Here is a 16,693-nt window from a genome sequence, read left to right as displayed (position 1 = left end):
GAAGTGGGCCCACTTTTTGGCCGATGCCCAAAAGCGGGTGGAAGTCGGCGTCAGCCTGGAGATGCGGGGCACTTTGACGCGCCTTGCTGGTCTGGTGCTGGAGGCTGTGGGCATCCGTGTGCCGGTCGGTTCGCAATGCTGGGTTCGCATGAAGGGGCAAGCGCCGGTACTCACCGAGGTGGTTGGGTTTTCCGGCGACCGGGCTTTTTTGATGCCTGCGGGCGATGTCCACGGCCTGTCTAGCGGCGCCAGTGTCGAGCCCGCTGCAGCTTATGTGGTGGCGCCCCGGTTGGGCGAGCGCCGTCAGAGTGAGCGCACCAGCAGCCTGGGGGCGCTGCGCTTGCCGCTGGGCGATGGCTTGCTGGGGCGGGTGGTGGACGCCCAGGGCCTGCCCATGGACTACAAAGGCCCGCTGTCGGAGGTGTCCTCCATTCCACTGGACCGCAAACCCATCAACGCCATGGACCGTGACCCGGTGCGGGTGACGCTGGACACCGGGGTGCGCGCCATCAACGCCCTGTTGACGGTGGGACGTGGTCAGCGGCTTGGCCTGTTTGCGGGCTCGGGTGTGGGCAAAAGTGTGCTGATGGGCATGATGGCGCGTTACACCCAGGCCGATGTGATTGTGGTGGGCCTGATTGGCGAACGGGGCCGCGAGGTCAAGGAGTTCATCGAAGACATTCTGGGTGAAGAGGGCCGTGCCCGCTCGGTGGTGGTGGCTGCCCCCGCAGATGCACCACCCTTGCTGCGCATGCAGGGCGCCGCCTACGCCACCGCCGTGGCCGAGAGTTTTCGCGACAAAGGCAAACATGTGTTGCTGTTGATGGACTCTCTCACCCGTTACGCCATGGCGCAGCGCGAAATTGCTCTGGCCATTGGTGAGCCGCCCGCCACCAAAGGCTACCCGCCATCCTGTTTTGCCAAGTTGCCCCATCTGGTGGAGCGCAGTGGCAATGGGCTACATGGCGTGGGCTCGATCACCGCTTTTTACACCGTGTTGTCCGAGGGGGATGACCAGCAGGATCCGATTGCGGATGCGGCACGCGCCATTCTGGACGGCCACATCGTGTTGTCGCGTACCCTGGCTGAGGCTGGGCATTTTCCGGCCATCGATATCGAACAATCTGCCTCGCGGGTGATGCACAACGTGGTGTCGCGCGAGCATTTTGAGTTGGCGCGTAACTTCAAGGCGGTGTATTCACGTTACGAAAAAGCGCGTGATCTGGTGCAGATTGGTGCCTATGCCGCCGGTTCTGACCCGGCGCTGGACGAAGCGATTGCACTGCATGAGCCTATGGTGCAATTCCTGCAGCAGGACATGTTTGAGGCCGCACCCATGGCCGCGAGCCTGGACGGCATGCGTGATGCCTTGACCCCGATGGCGCGCAGGTAAGCCATGTCCGGACAAAAAACACTGTTGCTGGCGATCGACCTGGCCACCACCCGGCGTGACGAGGCGCAGGCGCACTTGCAAAACATCTTGCACGCCCAAGCCCATGCCCAAGACCAGATGCAACAGCTCCAGCAATACGCGGTGGAGACCGAGCAGCGTTGGCTGCAGGGTGCACAAATCAGCACCACGCCAGAGATGCTGCGCCACCACTACCAGTTTGTCGGGCGACTGGACCAAGCGATCCAGATGCAAGAGGGGGTGCTGGCCAACCACACACAACGGATCGAGGCCGCACGGCAACTGCTGATGCAGGCCGGATGTCGGCTCAGCAGTTTCAAACAGGTGCTGGCGACCCGCCAGCTGGCCATGGCCAAAACCCGCCAACGCCAGGAACAAAAGCAGATGGACGAGTTTGCCAGCCAACAATCACAGCGCCAACAGCGCCTTCAAGCGGAGAATGACATATGAGCATCGAATCCACCCGCGCCCCGGAAGGGGCCAAAACGACCAGCACCGAAGCTGGCCGAGGCAAGGCAACAAGTGCTCGCACCGCTGGCACGGGCGGGCAGGGCGGCGAAGGCGGCGGTTTTGCTGACCTGATGTCCTCTCTGTCAGCGCCAGATGTCCAGAGTCTGCCGTCAGATACCAGCCAGGGTGCCGCAGGGGATGATCTGACCTCAGGCAAGGATCATGCACAAAATGTGCCTCTAGCCCTTGATGGTCAAGGGCTGATGGCTATCAATTTAGTTCCAGCTGCCACGCCCCCTGTCACACCTGCGCTGCTCGGCGGCAAAGGCACGGCAGACAAACGCCAAGCCGCAGACCTGGGGGAGGTCTCGGCAACAACAACCAGCGCAACACCGGCCGTGGCTTCGGATGTGAGCAATTTGTTGAACAGCCGTCGCACGACCCAGTCGCATGCCGCGTTGCAGGGGCAGCTGGAGTCTCGTGAGGCCCGTCTGCAACCCGGCAACCAGCTGATGCAGGCTGCGCCAGAGACCGACCGTGTGGCAAGCACGCTTTTGAGCGTCGATGTCTCTGCCCTCTCGTCGGCAGAGCGCCGGGACGGCAAGGCAAGCACCGGGCAAGTGCGTACCGGTCTGGAGGGTGCCGCAGGTGGTGCGGTGGCGGACCGGCTGGGCATCAGCTCGACCTATGAAATTGCCGCTGCGTCCGCCGTGGTGCCCGACACCCCAGTGGCCGAAACCGTGAGTTACTGGGCCACCCAAGGTGTGCAAAACGCCGAGTTGACGCTGGATGGTCTGGGTAACGAGCCTGTGGAGGTGCGCATTTCGATCGATGGGGACCAGACCCAGGTGGATTTTCGCAGCAACCAGCCCGATGTGCGCCAGGCGCTGGAGAGTGCCTCAGCCCAACTCAAGACCATGTTGTCGGGCGAGGGGTTGCAGCTGACCGGTATGTCGGTTGGCACGTCGGGCCAGGGCAACACCCCCAGTGAGGGGCGCCAGCCCAGACCCACACCGCGCCAGACCACGGCGGTGACCATGGAGCCGGTGCAAGCCGCTGCCGCTCGTCCAGGCAACCCGTCTGTGGGACGGGCCTTGGACCTGTACGTGTGACGTTAGACTCGCTAAGGGGACAGATACCTTGTGCTTGGGGAGCTTTTCGGCCCATCAGAAAGGCATGTCAACCCAATAATGACCGTGTTTAAGTACCAAAGGAACCATCGTGGCGACCAAACCTGAAGCAGCAGGGGCAGATGCTGCCAAACCTAAAAGCAAGAAGATGTTGATCATCATCATCGGCGTTGTCCTGCTGTTGGTGCTGGGCGGGGGCGGTGCCTTTTTTGTCATCAGCAAACAGCGTGCTGCCGCGGCTGCGGCCGATGAAGAGGGCGGCGCCGAGCCTGCAGCGCATGCCACGGCAGCCCATGATGTGGCAAAAACACCGCCGGTTTATTTGCCGATGGACAACATGGTGGTCAATCTGGCCGACCCGGGTGGTGAGCGGGTGGCCCAGGTGGGCATCACGCTGGAAGTGCTCGACGCAAAAGCCGTTGACACCGTCAAGGCCTATATGCCGACCATTCGCAGTGGTGTGTTGATGCTGCTGTCGCAGCGTTTGGCCGACGATTTGCTGACGGCAGAGGGCAAACAGAAGCTGATTGACGACATCCTGATCGAGTGTTCCAAACCGTTTGGGGGCGGTGAGCCGGAGCCCGAGCCGGTGCCGGGCAAAAAGGTGCGCAAAAAGGCGCCTGTGCAATACCCGGTGGTGGCGGTCCTGTTTTCCAGCTTGATTGTTCAATGATGACTTGCCGGGTTGGCCATGAGTGAATCGTTTTTATCCCAGGAAGAAGTTGATGCCCTGTTGGAGGGGGTCACCGGGGAGAGTCAGAAGCTGACGGAAGAGGTTGCCGAGACCGGTGAGGTTCGTGCCTACAACATCTCCAGCCAGGAACGCATCGTGCGTGGGCGTATGCCCACGATGGAAATCGTCAACGAGCGGTTTGCCCGCAACTTGCGCGTGGGCTTGTTCAACTTCATCCGCCGCAGTCCAGAAATTTCGGTGGGCCCGGTCACGGTGCAACGCTACAGCGCGTTTTTGCGCGAACTGGCGGTGCCGACCAACTTCAACATCGTGGCGATCCGGCCCCTGCGCGGCAGTGGTCTGGTGGTGTGTGAACCGGCGCTGGTGTTTGGGGTGATCGAGTCGCTGTATGGCGGCATTGGCAAGTTCCAGACGCGGATTGAAGGTCGGGATTTTTCGGCCACCGAGCAACGAGTAATCAACCGACTGGTGGATGTGATCACTGCGGAGTACAAAAAAGCCTGGCTGGGCATTTACCCGCTGGAGCTGGATTACCAGCGCTCTGAAATGCAGCCGCAGTTTGCCAACATCGCCACTCCCAGTGAAATTGTGGTGTCAACCTCGTTCCATCTTGAAATTGGTGAAATCACAGGGGCCATCCATTTCTGCATGCCCTATGCGACGCTGGAGCCGATTCGCGACGTGTTGTACTCCTCCACCCAGGGCGACTCCATGGAGGTGGACCGTCGCTGGGTCAATGTGCTGACACAGGAGATTCAGGCGGCTGAGGTGGTGCTGGTGGCCGAGCTGGCGCACGCGGATGCAACGGTTGAGCAGCTGCTGGCCATGAAACCGGGCGACTTCATCGAACTGGACCGCCAGCACCGGATTCAGGCCAAGGTCGACGGTGTGCCGCTGTTTGAATGCCAATACGGTACACACAATGCAAAGTACGCTCTCAAAATTGAAAAATGTTTGAGGACAAATGACCTCAACTGGAAAGGTGATCACTATGGCAACTGATGACAAACCCGCAGAAGACGACGGCCTGGCCGACTGGGCCGAGGCCTTGATGGAGCAAAAGAGCACCGATACGGCGGCCTCGCCCGAGTCGGGTGGGGTGTTGTCTGAAGACCTGCCGCGCAACCACTCGTCGTCTTCCGGGTACAACAGCGACGCGCCGATTAACGACATCAACCGGGTGCTGGACATCCCGGTCTTGTTGTCGGTGGAGCTGGGCCGCACCAAGGTGCCAATCAAGCACATTTTGCAGCTCGGTCAGGGTTCGGTGGTTGAACTCGACGCACTGGCGGGTGAGCCAATGGACGTGCTGGTCAATGGCTACTTGATCGCCCAGGGTGAGGTGGTGGTGGTGAATGACAAGTTTGGTATTCGCCTGACCGACGTGGTGACGCCGTCGGAGCGTTTGCGCCGGGTCAGCAAAGGTTAGTCAACGATGTTGTCCGCATGGTTTCCTCTTGTTTTGGCCGTGGCAGTGCTGGCCTCGATTCCGTTTGGGCTGAAATGGTTGCAACGCCGGATGGGTGTGGGTGCGGTGGGCGGGGTGGTGAGTGCCAAGGTGATTTCTGCTGTGGCGGTGGGGCCGCACCAGCGTGTGGTCACCGTCGAGGTTGGGCCGCTTGACGCCCGTGTCTGGTTGACGCTGGGGGTGACGGCGCAGGCCATCACCTGTTTGCATACCAGCGCAGCAGGCTCGGGGAGCGCGGACGCCGCTCACGCGCCAGACCCGTCGGTCATTCAGGTGCGAGAGTGAGTTGTTGATGGAATGTATTAAAAATAATAGCGAAAGAGCCTTGATAATAAAGGGCTTGACGGCAATTTTGCTATTAAGTCTGCACACGCTGGGGCTGGCCCAGAGCAATGCCCAGTTGCCCCTGTTGGTGGGCACAGGCGGTTCGGGCATGAGTTTTTCCGTGCCGATCCAGACGCTGCTGTTCTTCACGGCGCTGTCTTTTTTGCCGGCCATTTTGTTGATGATGACGGGCTTCACCCGCATCGTGATTGTGTTGTCGCTGTTGCGCCAAGCCCTGGGTACACAGTCGGCACCGCCGAACCAGGTGGTGGTGGGCTTGTCTTTGTTCCTGACCCTGTTTGTCATGGGACCGACTTTGGACAAGGTGTATGCCGACGCTTATCTGCCTTACAGCAATAACACTTTGTCGTTTGAACAGGCTTTGCCTTTGGCCGAGGCGCCGATGCGTTCCTTCATGAGCAAGCAAACCCGGCAGGCCGATCTGGCATTGTTTGTCAAACTGGCCAAGCTCGATGTCAACACCGATGCCACCACAGCGCCCATGCGGGTGTTGATTCCGGCCTTTGTGATCAGTGAGCTGAAGTCGGCGTTCCAGATTGGTTTCATGATCTTCATTCCCTTTCTGGTCATTGACATTGTGGTGGCCAGCGTGTTGATGTCCTTGGGCATGATGATGCTGTCGCCCGTGCTGGTGGCGCTACCGTTCAAGCTCATGATTTTTGTGCTGGCCGACGGCTGGAACCTGCTGATCGGGTCCCTGGCGGCCAGTTTTGTCACCTGAGGTGGAACCATGAACGCACAAATGGTACTGACCATGGGGCAAGACGCCCTGTGGATGATGTTGATGGTGTCAGCCCCGGTGCTGGGGGTGATTCTGGTGGTGGGGTTGCTGGTCAGTCTGTTTCAGGCGGTGACACAGATCAATGAGGCCACACTCGCTTTTGTTCCCAAACTGATAGCGGCTATGGCTGTATTTGCGCTGGCTGGACCCTGGATGTTGACTACTTTGATTGAGTACATCCGGCGCACCATCGAGGCCATCCCGTCGGCGGTGATGTGAGCTGGCGCAGGCCATGATCACCTTCACGGAAGCGCAGTTGACAGCCTGGCTGTCGCCCCTGATCTGGCCCTTTTTGCGCACCTTGGCGGTGTTTACCTCGGCTCCGGTGTTGTCGTCCAGGTCTTTTCCTGTGCGCGCCCGCATTGGCTTGGCTTTTTTTGTGGCGCTGGCAGCCCAGCCCAGTTTGGGCCAGCAACCGGTGATCAGCATCACCGACAGCGCCGCTTTGGGGGCCGTGTTCCAGCAGGTGGGTGTGGGTCTGACCATCGGTTTTGCGATTCGTGTGGTGTTCTCGGCGGTTGAGCTGGCCGGTGAGGTGGTGGGTTTTCAGATGGGGCTGAGTTTTGCCTCGTTTTTTGACCCCAGCTTGAACACCCAGGCCAGTGCCGTGGCACGCTTTTTTGGCCAGACCACCCTGTTCATGTTTGTGGTGATGAATGGCCATCTGCTGGTGCTGATGGCGGTGATCAAAAGTTTTCAGAACTTTCCGGTGGACCAGAATTTTCTGGAAGCCTTGAAACAAATGAAAGTGCTGGATTTGGGGGTGGACCTGTTTGCCAGCGGGCTGTGGATCGCGCTGCCGATGATCGGGATGCTGCTGTTTGCCAATCTGGCGCTGGGCATTGTGTCGCGGGTGGCGCCTCAAATGAACATCTACGCCATCGGTTTTCCGGTGACCTTGTCGGTGGGTTTGATTGGCATGGCGGCCACCTTACCGATGCTGGACGAGCCGGTGATGGCGCTGATGCAGCGGGCCATTGAGGTGTTTGCGATCCAGTAACGGGTTTTCAGACCAGGCCGTTGCGGATGGCGTATACCGTCATCTCGGCGTTGTTGGTGAGTTTGAGCTTTTCAAGAACCCGTGCCCGGTAGACGCTGACTGTTTTGGGGCTGAGCATGAGTTCCTCGGCAATGTCGGACAGCCGTTTGCCGGAGGCAATTTTCAACAAGGTCTGTAACTCACGTTCTGACAAGCAGGCGTGAGCACTGGTGTTTTCTGGCGTGTTGAGGTTGTCCACCAGCATTTGGGCCACATTGGCGGTGACGTATTTGCGTCCCTGGGCCACGGTGCGAACGGCTGTGATCAGGTCAGCCGGGTCTCCGGCCTTGTTCAAATAGCCTTGTGCACCCGCTTTCAAGCAGCGGATGGCGTATTGGTCTTCCGGGAACATGGACACCATCAGGACTTTGATGGGGGAGTCCACCTCGCGCAAACTGGCCAGCACCTCCAGTCCACCCCGGCCTGGCAGGTTGATGTCGAGGACCAGCACGTCGCACGGATGGGCGCGCAAAACTTCGCGAACCTCTGAGTAGGAGCCACTTTCGGCAACAACCTGGATGTCTACCGCTTCAGAGAGCGTTTCTTTGATACCGCGCCGGATCATGGCGTGGTCATCGCACAAAATGACGCGAATCATGGGCTCATCGCTCCTGTTTGATGGTTGAGTTGTTGCTGAGGGGTATGGACAGGGTGATGGCCGTGCCCTGACCCCGTTGGCTGCTGACATCGAGCCAACCGCCGACAGTCTTGGCCCGTTCCTTGAGGCCTGTGAGCCCAAATCCCCCTGACGTGCCTGTGTGCTGATCGGTCATGCCAAGGCCATTGTCTGCCACTTCAAGGGTCAGAAAATGTTCATCCCCCGCCAACTCAATTTTGACCTGTGTGCATTGGGCGTATTTGCCGGCATTGGTCAGTGCCTCTTGTGCGGTTCTGTAGGCGGTGAGTTGGATGTCTTTGGACAGGGAGTCGTTGGTCAACTCGGCTTTGATCTGGGTGGGAATGCCGGTGCGGCGGGAAAAGCTGTCGCCGAGCCAATGGATGGCGGCCACCAGTCCTTGGTCCAGGATGGCCGGGCGCAGGTTCATCATGATGCGCTGACTGGCCTCCACCGCATGTTGCAGCATGTCCGTGGCGGCGTGGACATGGGCCAGCACGTTTGTCTCTGACACATGTCTTTCCATCCAGGCCAGGTCAAAACGGATGGCCGCCAGGGAGCCACCGATGTCATCGTGGATTTCACGAGCGATGGCCGCGCGCTCCTGCTCAATGGTGGACTGAAGCTGTTCGGCAAAGCTGGCGAGTTGTTTTTGAGAGTGTTTCAACTCTGCATCAGCCTGTTCTCTGGCCAGCACAATGTGGTGCATTTCAATGGCGCGTTGTGTCACATGGCGAAGTTTGGAGAGGTCTTCCTTGGGCAGATAGTCGCTGATACCAGCCTGGATCGCCTGGACTGCGGCAGTTTCCCCAATGGCACCAGACAGCAACACAAAAGGCAGGCGAACAGACAATTCATTCATCAATGCCCAGGCGTCTAGCGCAGTGAGGCCTGGAAGGCGATAATCCGCCAAAACAACATCAAAGTCATTCTCCAGTAGCGCGCTCCTGAAGGTCTTCAAGTTCTCCACCCGCATGATGTCAACGGGTGCTCCCGATTTTTGAAATTCACGCTTGACCAGCAGGTGGTCGGACGCAGAGTCTTCCAAATGGAGCACCCGTAATACGGCGTGTTTTTTTTGATTTTCGTTAAGCATGATTGGCGCTATGATTGTCCGCAGGCCTGATTCTGCTTGTTTTAAGGTGCTCTGAACGGAGATCCCATTTCAAATGTCACTTCAGCCAACATTTTCGACCCCTACTGTGGCATTGCCAGTCATGCTGGTGGCTGAAGTGCAGGATTCGTTGTTGGTGGTGGTTCATGACTTGAAACGACTGGATGGCTTGTTAACCCACACCATGGAAAACCTGATGCAGAGATTTACAGCGGCGAGTGCCGATCTGTCTGACCCTGCGTTGGTCGCCATGCAAGAGCTCGAAGGGGTACGCGCTGGTCTGCATGCCGCACTGACTGAATTGCAGTTTCAGGATATGGCTTCCCAGTTGATCGTTCATACCTCCAAGATTTTGCAGGGTTGTGCTTACCGCCTGGCCTCGGACTCCATGGGCTCAGAGGATGGTGAAGCTGTTCCTTTTGTGGAAGATGTGCCGGACCGCCCCAACCCTGTGACTCAGGATGAAATGCAGGCGGGGTCGGTTGAGCTTTTTTGATATTGTTGGAGTACCCATGCCTGTCATTCTCACTGTCGATGATTCACCATCCATGCGCAAGATGGTGGCGTTTACCTTGGTTGGAGCCGGGTATCAAGTCGTTGAAGCGGTTGACGGTATAGATGCTTTTGAGAAGGCTCAGGCGCAGCCCATAGATCTGGTGATCACAGACCAAAACATGCCACGTATGGATGGTCTGAGTTTGACGCGCAAATTGCGTGAACATCCTCACTTCAAAACAGTTCCCATCTTGATGCTGACCACTGAGTCAAGCGACCTCATGAAACAGGCCGGGCGAGCTGCAGGTGCTACCGGATGGTTGGTCAAGCCGTTTGATCCAAACCGGCTGATTGAGGTGATCAAGAAAGTTATCAAGTAATGACGTTTTTCGTCAATTTAATGAATTAGATTTCTGGAGATAGACATGGCTGAAGCACATCATGAGAGCAGCGGGTCAAGTGCGGATTTTGACCTGAGCCAGTTTTATCAGATATTTTTTGAGGAGGCTGGTGAAAATCTGGATCTGATGGAACAGATGTTGCTGGGGCTGAATCTGGAGACGGCAGACGACGAGGAACTCAATGGTATTTTTCGTTGTGCACATTCCGTCAAAGGCGGTGCGGCAACGTTTGGCTTTTCGGATGTGGCAGAACTGACCCATCAGATGGAATCGCTGTTGGATAAGCTTCGGCGGCACGAACTCAAACCCAATGCCTCGATGGTTGATGTCCTGCTGGAGTCTGCAGATGCGTCGCGCGGTTTGCTGGCTTGCCATCAATCTGGAAATGTCGGTCAAGGCCCTGCTACCGCAGGCCTCGTCAATCGAATTCGTGCCTTGGTGTCCGGGGAGATGCCTCCTCCTGCTTCGGTCGCTCCACCCCCTGAGCCTGTCAAAGTAATGCCTGTTGAACCAGCAGTTGTTTTGCAGCCGACTCCTGCTGTCGTTGCGGTGCAAAAAAATAATGGTGATCAGCGTCATCTGGAGATTCGACTGGTTAAGTTAGATCAGCCGACTCAGGCCGAAGCCATTGTTGAGTTGTTTCGGGATATCCCTGGATTGGGTGACATCAAACCCATGACGCTTTCCGGTGCTCCTGTGGACTCTCGAGTTTTTGAAGTACACACAACCTCCTCCGATGAGGATTTGTTGGATTTGTTTGCGTTCCATGTCTCCAGAGAGCATGTTGTTATCTCTGATATTCCTGATTCTGGGGCTTCGGATGTGTTTCATGAACCGGTGGCGTCTTCTGTCGTAGCGCAGTCTGAACCCACAGGGGGAGTGGTTGCTGATGCGCCCATTTTTGGCTTCTTTGATGGTGCGCCTGGGGCGCCGCAACCACACGCACCAGAAGTGGCGCCGATGGTTGTTTCTCCAGTGGTGGAGGTGGGGGCCAAGGCTCAAAGCGCCACCAGAGTACCTGCGGTAAGTGCTGCACCGCCTGAGGCCGCGACCATTCGGGTGGCCATCAGCAAGGTGGATCAACTGATTAACCTGGTGGGGGAACTGGTGATCACCCAAGCTATGCTGGCACAGAACAGCCGAGCATTGGACCCTGCGGTTTGCCAGCAGTTGCTGACTGGACTAACAGATCTTGATCGCAATACGCGCGATTTGCAGGAATCTGTCATGTCAATCCGGATGATTCCGATGTCAATTGTGTTTAGCCGGTTTCCCAGGATGTTGCGTGATTTGGCGAGCAAACTTGGGAAAAAGGTTGATTTTGTGACCCAGGGTGAGGCAACCGAATTGGACAAGGGGCTTGTAGAGAAAATCACCGATCCGTTGACCCATCTGGTTCGAAACAGTTGTGATCACGGCATCGAAAGCCCTCAAGAACGCGTTCGAGCCGGGAAGCCTGAAACGGGGACGATCACACTTTCTGCGTCCCATCAGGGCGGTTCCATCGTGATTGAAGTTCGCGACGATGGCAAAGGAATGTCAAGGCAGAAGATCCTGGCGAAGGCGAGAGAGCGTGGGCTTGATGTCTCAGACCAGATGTCCGACGCTGAAGTTTGGCAACTGATATTTGCACCTGGTTTTTCAACCGCAGAAGCGGTGACGGATGTTTCGGGTCGTGGTGTTGGTATGGATGTTGTGAAGCGAAATATTGCGTCACTGAATGGCACGGTGGAGATCGAGTCCTCCGAGGGCAACGGGATGAAGGTGTCTGTTCGGTTGCCGCTGACCTTGGCGATTATGGATGGTATGTCCGTTGGCGTTGGTGATGAGGTCTATATCTTGCCTTTGTCGTCGGTGGTTGAGTCATTCCAAGTCAAATCTGATGCAGTCAGTACTGTGGGTCAGGGCGCGCAGTTGGTAAAAGTGCGTGATGAATATATGCCTGTTATCGAGTTGGAGAAGGTATTCCAAGTGCCAAGATACGATTCAGATAAAGTTAGCGATATTATGGTGGTTATAGAGGCTGATAGTAGTAGAGTTGTTCTGCTGGTGGATGAACTGCTGGGGCAGCAGCAAGTCGTTGTAAAAAATCTTGAGTCAAATTACCGAAAAGTCCCCAATGTATCTGGTGCAACTATTCTTGGTGATGGTAAGGTGGCACTGATTTTGGATACCGGTGCATTGGTGCGTCGTTCACGTCACTGATTCTCTAATAGGCTGGATTTATGAATGAGTCAACTGGTATGGAAAAAATAGCTGATGAATCGAGTGCAAAGGTTTGTGAGTATTTAACTTTTCGACTTGATCGCGAGGAGTATGGTATTGATATATTGAAGGTGCAAGAAATTCGCGGATATGAGTCTCCTACTCGTATTGCAAATGCGCCATCTTTTATCAAGGGTGTTGTTAATTTGCGAGGAACAATTGTCCCGATAGTCGATATGCGGTTGAAATTTAATTGCGCAAATGCGGTATATGATGCATTTACAGTTGTTATTATTTTGAATCTTCATCAACGTATTGTTGGAATTGTTGTTGATTCAGTGAGTGATGTGATGGGCCTTGTGCCTGACCAGATGCGGGGTGCCCCAGATATTGAAAGTATCATTGATTCCGATGCAATTATTGGATTGGGTTCATTGGACGATAGGATGCTTATTCTTTTGGATATTGAGAAGCTGATGTCTAGTTTGGATATGAGCCTTGTCGCTGATGCTTGATGACCTTATCGATACCATTTCATGACCGATTCGCTGGCATTCACAACCCTCCGAGACGGTAATTCATCTGAGGCTCAAGGCAGGGAGTTCGCGTGGACTGATGCGGATTTTGATAGAGTTCAGAAGCTTATTTATCAGCGTGCCGGCATTAGTCTTCACAATGGCAAGCATGCAATGGTTTACAGCCGTTTGTCACGACGCTTGCGTGAAACCGGACATCGTAGTTTTAATGAATATTTAGGGTGGCTTGAGTCCAGTGATGGACCTGAATGGCAGGAGTTCATTAACGCTTTAACGACGAATCTGACATCCTTTTTTCGTGAGGATCATCACTTCAAAATATTTCATGAATACTTGAGGCGTCATAAGCAAAAAGGTAAATGGAAAGTGTGGTGTTGTGCGGCATCGACAGGTGAAGAGCCCTACTCCATACTGATGACGGCAATTGATGCATTGGGGACGAATCCTGGTTTGACTTTGGTTGCGAGTGACATCGATTCAAAGGTACTTGCCACGGCTGCAAACGGAATTTATCGAATTGAGAATTTAAGAAATATCAACAACGATCAATTCCGTAATTTTTTTCTGCGCGGCAAGGGATCAAATGCTGGTATGGTCAGAATCAAGCCGGAGCTACAGAAGCTGGTGGATTTTAAGATTGTGAATTTGGTTCGAGATTCTTGGCCATTTCAAGAGTTATTTGATGTGGTATTTTGTCGAAACGTCATGATTTACTTTGATGGACCGACGCAGCGTAGCGTTCTTGAACGCATTCATCGCGTCATGTCTCCTGGGGGGTTGTTGTTTGTTGGGCATGCTGAGAACTTTAGTGAGTCCCGTGACCTCTTTGTTTTGAGAGGCAAAACGGTGTATGAGCGAGCCTGAGTCTGTAGTGCTTGCCGCTTTGTGCCACATTCTTTATCTTTAGCCAATACGGTAGCCTTCTTATGAATTCACCTTCTTCCGGTTTAGGTCGAACGTCTACTCAGACAGACGACGGGCAGGGAAGAGCAAAGCTGTTGATCGGCGCGCGAGTGTCTCAGCTCGATCGCTTGAAATCGCTGCCTCGTAGTCCGGGTGAAGCCTCTTTTTTTTACGCTGACCACCATTTCCAATACGATGCGGTCAAAGTTCTGCCAGGGGAGTACTTTGTTTCTAGCGAAGACCTGATGGTGATGACAGTCTTGGGTTCATGTATTGCTGCTTGCATTTGGGATAGTCGGGTTCGCGCTGGTGGTATGAACCATTTCATGTTGCCTGATGGCGACGGCGCAGAAGGGGGGGGGCGCTATGGGTCCTATGCCATGGAGTTGCTAATTAATCATCTTTTGAAGTCGGGAGCCCGCAGGGAGTCAATGCAGGCGAAGGTTTTCGGTGGAGCCCAAGTGATGGCGGGATTCACCTCAATGAATGTTGGTGAAAGAAATACCAAGTTTGTGCTTGATTACTTGGCGACGGAGCGCATTCCTGTCGTCTCGCAGGACGTTTTGGACATTCACCCTAGAAAAGTTTGTTTTTTTCCTGCCTCTGGAAAAGCACTCGTCAAACGATTGGCGCACGCTCATCCTGAGACTCTTGCGGTAGAAGAGCGCAAAGGAAACGCTGCGACAGTTGTTAGGTCGACTTCCGGTGGTTCAGTTGATTTGTTTTGAGAGGTGTTGGTGAAGAAAATTCGTGTTTTGGTTGTTGATGACTCTGCGCTGGTTCGAAGTCTGCTCTCTGAAATAATCAATCGCCAGGTTGATATGGAGTGTGTTGGCGTAGCCAATGATCCTTTGATGGCGAGAGAGATGATCCGGGAGCTCAATCCAGATGTCATCACTCTGGATATCGAAATGCCGCGTATGGATGGCCTTGATTTCTTGGCCCGTTTGATGCGACTGCGGCCAACTCCGGTGGTGATGATTTCTACTCTAACCGAACGTGGCGCTGAGGCAACAATGAAAGCGCTGGAGTTAGGTGCGGTGGACTTTGTTTCAAAACCCAGAATTGGTGTGGTGGATGGTCTCAGTGATTTATCTGATCAAATTGTTGAGAAGGTGCGTGTTGCGGCAAAGGCCAATGTGCGACGTGTCACCGTTTCGCCGTCAGGTGAAGTGACTGCTCCTCGAGAGCGAGCGTTGGTAGTGCCGTCTATTGGTGCTGTAAAGACTAGCTTTTCTACCGAGAAGCTGGTCTTTATAGGTGCTTCAACGGGGGGGACAGAGGCGATCAAAGACATCTTGATCAGGTTACCCGCCGACTTTCCAGCAGTGGTGGTTACCCAGCATATGCCCCCTGGTTTTACCAAGACTTTTGCAGCCCGTTTAAACGGATTGAGTAAGTTGGCTGTGCAAGAGGCGGTCAATGGTGAGAGACTTTTGCCTGGACATGCCTACATCGCGCCGGGAGGATTGCAATTTCGTGTTGATCGAAGTGGTGCCAATTATCTGGCGGTCGTGGAGGACAGTGAACCAGTCAATCGGCATAAACCGTCAGTGGAGGTGTTGTTTAAGTCAGCAGCAAAAGTTGTCGGGCGTAATGCTTATGGTGTGATGCTGACTGGCATGGGGAGCGACGGGGCCAAGGCATTACGAGAGATGAAAGACGCTGGGAGTTACAACTATGTTCAGGACGAAGCCTCCTGCATTGTGTTCGGCATGCCCAGGGAAGCCATTTTGCAAGGGGCTGCTGATGAGGTCTTGCCGCCAGCAGAAATTGCGCAGGCGCTCATCTTGAGGGTGAAAACAAGCCCTGATCGGTATCGTGTCTAGCGGCCATCTTTTTTTGCCGAGGAATAAAAAACTTAGGATTTTTAAGAAAAGCGCAAAAAAGCGTTGTAGAATACAAGGCTTCGCTGATCACGGTGAAGTAAAAAAGAAAGTGGCGACATGCTGCTTTCGGGATCATTAAAAACATACAGCCGATAAGCGTGGGCGTTTGAAGCGAGAGGCTCAAGTTCTTTGGAACTAAGTCTTAATTGGCTTACAAACGCTCATGAAGTAAAAAAGATGTGAAATTCAGAAATGAAGTTCACGTTGATTCCAATTTATGAGTTGCATAGAAATGTGCAAAAAATTCAAGATCGAACTATAGAGTTTGATCCTGGCTCAGATTGAACGCTGGCGGCATGCCTTACACATGCAAGTCGAACGGCAGCACGGGAGCAATCCTGGTGGCGAGTGGCGAACGGGTGAGTAATATATCGGAACGTGCCCAGTCGTGGGGGATAACGCAGCGAAAGCTGTGCTAATACCGCATACGATCCATGGATGAAAGCGGGGGATCGCAAGACCTCGCGCGATTGGAGCGGCCGATATCAGATTAGCTAGTTGGTGAGGTAAAGGCTCACCAAGGCGACGATCTGTAGCTGGTCTGAGAGGACGACCAGCCACACTGGAACTGAGACACGGTCCAGACTCCTACGGGAGGCAGCAGTGGGGAATTTTGGACAATGGGCGCAAGCCTGATCCAGCAATGCCGCGTGCAGGATGAAGGCCTTCGGGTTGTAAACTGCTTTTGTACGGAGCGAAAAGGCTTCTCCTAATACGAGGGGCTCATGACGGTACCGTAAGAATAAGCACCGGCTAACTACGTGCCAGCAGCCGCGGTAATACGTAGGGTGCGAGCGTTAATCGGAATTACTGGGCGTAAAGCGTGCGCAGGCGGTTTTGTAAGACAGATGTGAAATCCCCGGGCTCAACCTGGGACCTGCATTTGTGACTGCAAGGCTAGAGTACGGTAGAGGGGGATGGAATTCCGCGTGTAGCAGTGAAATGCGTAGATATGCGGAGGAACACCGATGGCGAAGGCAATCCCCTGGACCTGTACTGACGCTCATGCACGAAAGCGTGGGGAGCAAACAGGATTAGATACCCTGGTAGTCCACGCCCTAAACGATGTCAACTGGTTGTTGGGTCTTTACTGACTCAGTAACGAAGCTAACGCGTGAAGTTGACCGCCTGGGGAGTACGGCCGCAAGGTTGAAACTCAAAGGAATTGACGGGGACCCGCACAAGCGGTGGATGATGTGGTTTAATTCGATGCAAC

The 16,693-nt window shown here is 54.8% G+C and carries 19 protein-coding genes and 1 rRNA gene; 18 read left to right on the top strand and 2 right to left on the bottom strand.

All coding sequences use genetic code 11. From position 1 onward, the window contains the following. Positions 1–61: 61 nt before the first annotated feature. From fliI to fliR, 10 genes are all read left to right on the top strand, one after another. A complete protein-coding gene (gene fliI, locus FDG13_RS00100; protein ID WP_180125324.1) occupies positions 62–1,393 on the top strand; it encodes a flagellar protein export ATPase FliI in 1,332 nt (443 codons plus the stop codon). A gap of 3 nt (positions 1,394–1,396) precedes the next feature. Beyond that, positions 1,397–1,861, top strand: a complete 465-nt coding sequence (gene fliJ / locus FDG13_RS00095; RefSeq protein ID WP_180124690.1) for a flagellar export protein FliJ — start codon at positions 1,397–1,399, stop codon at positions 1,859–1,861. Continuing rightward, a complete protein-coding gene (locus FDG13_RS00090) occupies positions 1,858–2,973 on the top strand; it encodes a flagellar hook-length control protein FliK (RefSeq protein WP_180124689.1) in 1,116 nt (371 codons plus the stop codon). Before fliJ ends, FDG13_RS00090 begins: the two co-directional genes overlap by 4 nt. Positions 2,974–3,082: 109 nt before the next feature. Then, a complete protein-coding gene (locus tag FDG13_RS00085; protein ID WP_370528127.1) occupies positions 3,083–3,664 on the top strand; it encodes a flagellar basal body-associated FliL family protein in 582 nt (193 codons plus the stop codon). A gap of 18 nt (positions 3,665–3,682) precedes the next feature. Next, positions 3,683–4,687, top strand: coding sequence for a flagellar motor switch protein FliM (gene fliM, locus FDG13_RS00080; protein WP_180124688.1), 1,005 nt, complete (start codon positions 3,683–3,685; stop codon positions 4,685–4,687). After that, the gene (fliN, locus tag FDG13_RS00075; RefSeq protein WP_180124687.1) at positions 4,677–5,114 is read left to right on the top strand and encodes a flagellar motor switch protein FliN; all 438 of its coding nucleotides are present in this window, start codon (positions 4,677–4,679) and stop codon (positions 5,112–5,114) included. Before fliM ends, fliN begins: the two co-directional genes overlap by 11 nt. A gap of 6 nt (positions 5,115–5,120) precedes the next feature. Beyond that, the gene (locus FDG13_RS00070) at positions 5,121–5,438 is read left to right on the top strand and encodes a flagellar biosynthetic protein FliO (RefSeq protein WP_180124686.1); all 318 of its coding nucleotides are present in this window, start codon (positions 5,121–5,123) and stop codon (positions 5,436–5,438) included. A gap of 7 nt (positions 5,439–5,445) precedes the next feature. Further along, positions 5,446–6,219, top strand: coding sequence for a flagellar type III secretion system pore protein FliP (gene fliP / locus FDG13_RS00065; protein WP_180124685.1), 774 nt, complete (start codon positions 5,446–5,448; stop codon positions 6,217–6,219). Between the two features lie 9 nt (positions 6,220–6,228). Further along, a complete protein-coding gene (fliQ, locus tag FDG13_RS00060; protein ID WP_180124684.1) occupies positions 6,229–6,498 on the top strand; it encodes a flagellar biosynthesis protein FliQ in 270 nt (89 codons plus the stop codon). 13 nt (positions 6,499–6,511) lie between these two features. Then, the gene (gene fliR / locus FDG13_RS00055) at positions 6,512–7,279 is read left to right on the top strand and encodes a flagellar biosynthetic protein FliR (RefSeq protein WP_180124683.1); all 768 of its coding nucleotides are present in this window, start codon (positions 6,512–6,514) and stop codon (positions 7,277–7,279) included. Positions 7,280–7,286: 7 nt separating this feature from the next. On the opposite strand, the gene FDG13_RS00050 is transcribed toward fliR, so the two are convergent. Together FDG13_RS00050 and FDG13_RS00045 are read right to left on the bottom strand one after the other, a co-directional pair. Continuing rightward, entirely contained in the window at positions 7,287–7,916 is a 630-nt protein-coding gene (locus FDG13_RS00050; RefSeq protein WP_180124682.1) for a response regulator transcription factor, read from the bottom strand. Between the two features lie 4 nt (positions 7,917–7,920). After that, positions 7,921–9,030: an ATP-binding protein gene (locus FDG13_RS00045; protein WP_180124681.1), complete on the bottom strand. Its 1,110-nt coding sequence runs from the start codon at positions 9,028–9,030 to the stop codon at positions 7,921–7,923. Positions 9,031–9,103: 73 nt separating this feature from the next. On the opposite strand from FDG13_RS00045, the gene FDG13_RS00040 reads away from it, so the two are divergent. From FDG13_RS00040 to FDG13_RS00005, 8 genes are all read left to right on the top strand, one after another. Beyond that, on the top strand, positions 9,104–9,544 hold the full coding sequence (locus FDG13_RS00040; protein ID WP_180124680.1) for a hypothetical protein: 441 nt from the start codon (positions 9,104–9,106) through the stop codon (positions 9,542–9,544). A gap of 16 nt (positions 9,545–9,560) precedes the next feature. Further along, positions 9,561–9,923 carry a response regulator gene (locus FDG13_RS00035; protein ID WP_180124679.1) on the top strand — a complete coding sequence of 121 codons (363 nt, stop codon included), beginning with the start codon at positions 9,561–9,563 and terminating at the stop codon, positions 9,921–9,923. A 45-nt stretch (positions 9,924–9,968) separates the two neighbouring features. Further along, positions 9,969–12,149, top strand: coding sequence for a chemotaxis protein CheW (locus FDG13_RS00030; RefSeq protein ID WP_180124678.1), 2,181 nt, complete (start codon positions 9,969–9,971; stop codon positions 12,147–12,149). A 20-nt stretch (positions 12,150–12,169) separates the two neighbouring features. Next, complete coding sequence (locus tag FDG13_RS00025) at positions 12,170–12,664, top strand: chemotaxis protein CheW (RefSeq protein WP_180124677.1); 495 nt, start codon at positions 12,170–12,172, stop codon at positions 12,662–12,664. Between the two features lie 21 nt (positions 12,665–12,685). Next, entirely contained in the window at positions 12,686–13,549 is an 864-nt protein-coding gene (locus tag FDG13_RS00020; RefSeq protein ID WP_180124676.1) for a CheR family methyltransferase, read from the top strand. Between the two features lie 62 nt (positions 13,550–13,611). After that, positions 13,612–14,316 carry a chemoreceptor glutamine deamidase CheD gene (cheD, locus tag FDG13_RS00015; RefSeq protein WP_180124675.1) on the top strand — a complete coding sequence of 235 codons (705 nt, stop codon included), beginning with the start codon at positions 13,612–13,614 and terminating at the stop codon, positions 14,314–14,316. Between the two features lie 6 nt (positions 14,317–14,322). Beyond that, complete coding sequence (locus FDG13_RS00010; protein WP_218942566.1) at positions 14,323–15,417, top strand: chemotaxis response regulator protein-glutamate methylesterase; 1,095 nt, start codon at positions 14,323–14,325, stop codon at positions 15,415–15,417. 313 nt (positions 15,418–15,730) lie between these two features. After that, positions 15,731–16,693 (top strand): 16S ribosomal RNA (locus FDG13_RS00005); the annotation flags it as partial.

Source organism: Rhodoferax sp. BLA1 (genome assembly GCF_013416775.1).
Classification (GTDB): Bacteria; Pseudomonadota; Gammaproteobacteria; order Burkholderiales; family Burkholderiaceae_C; genus Rhodoferax.
Note: the sequence above shows the minus strand (reverse complement) of the source record. Positions and strands in the feature narration are given on the sequence as shown.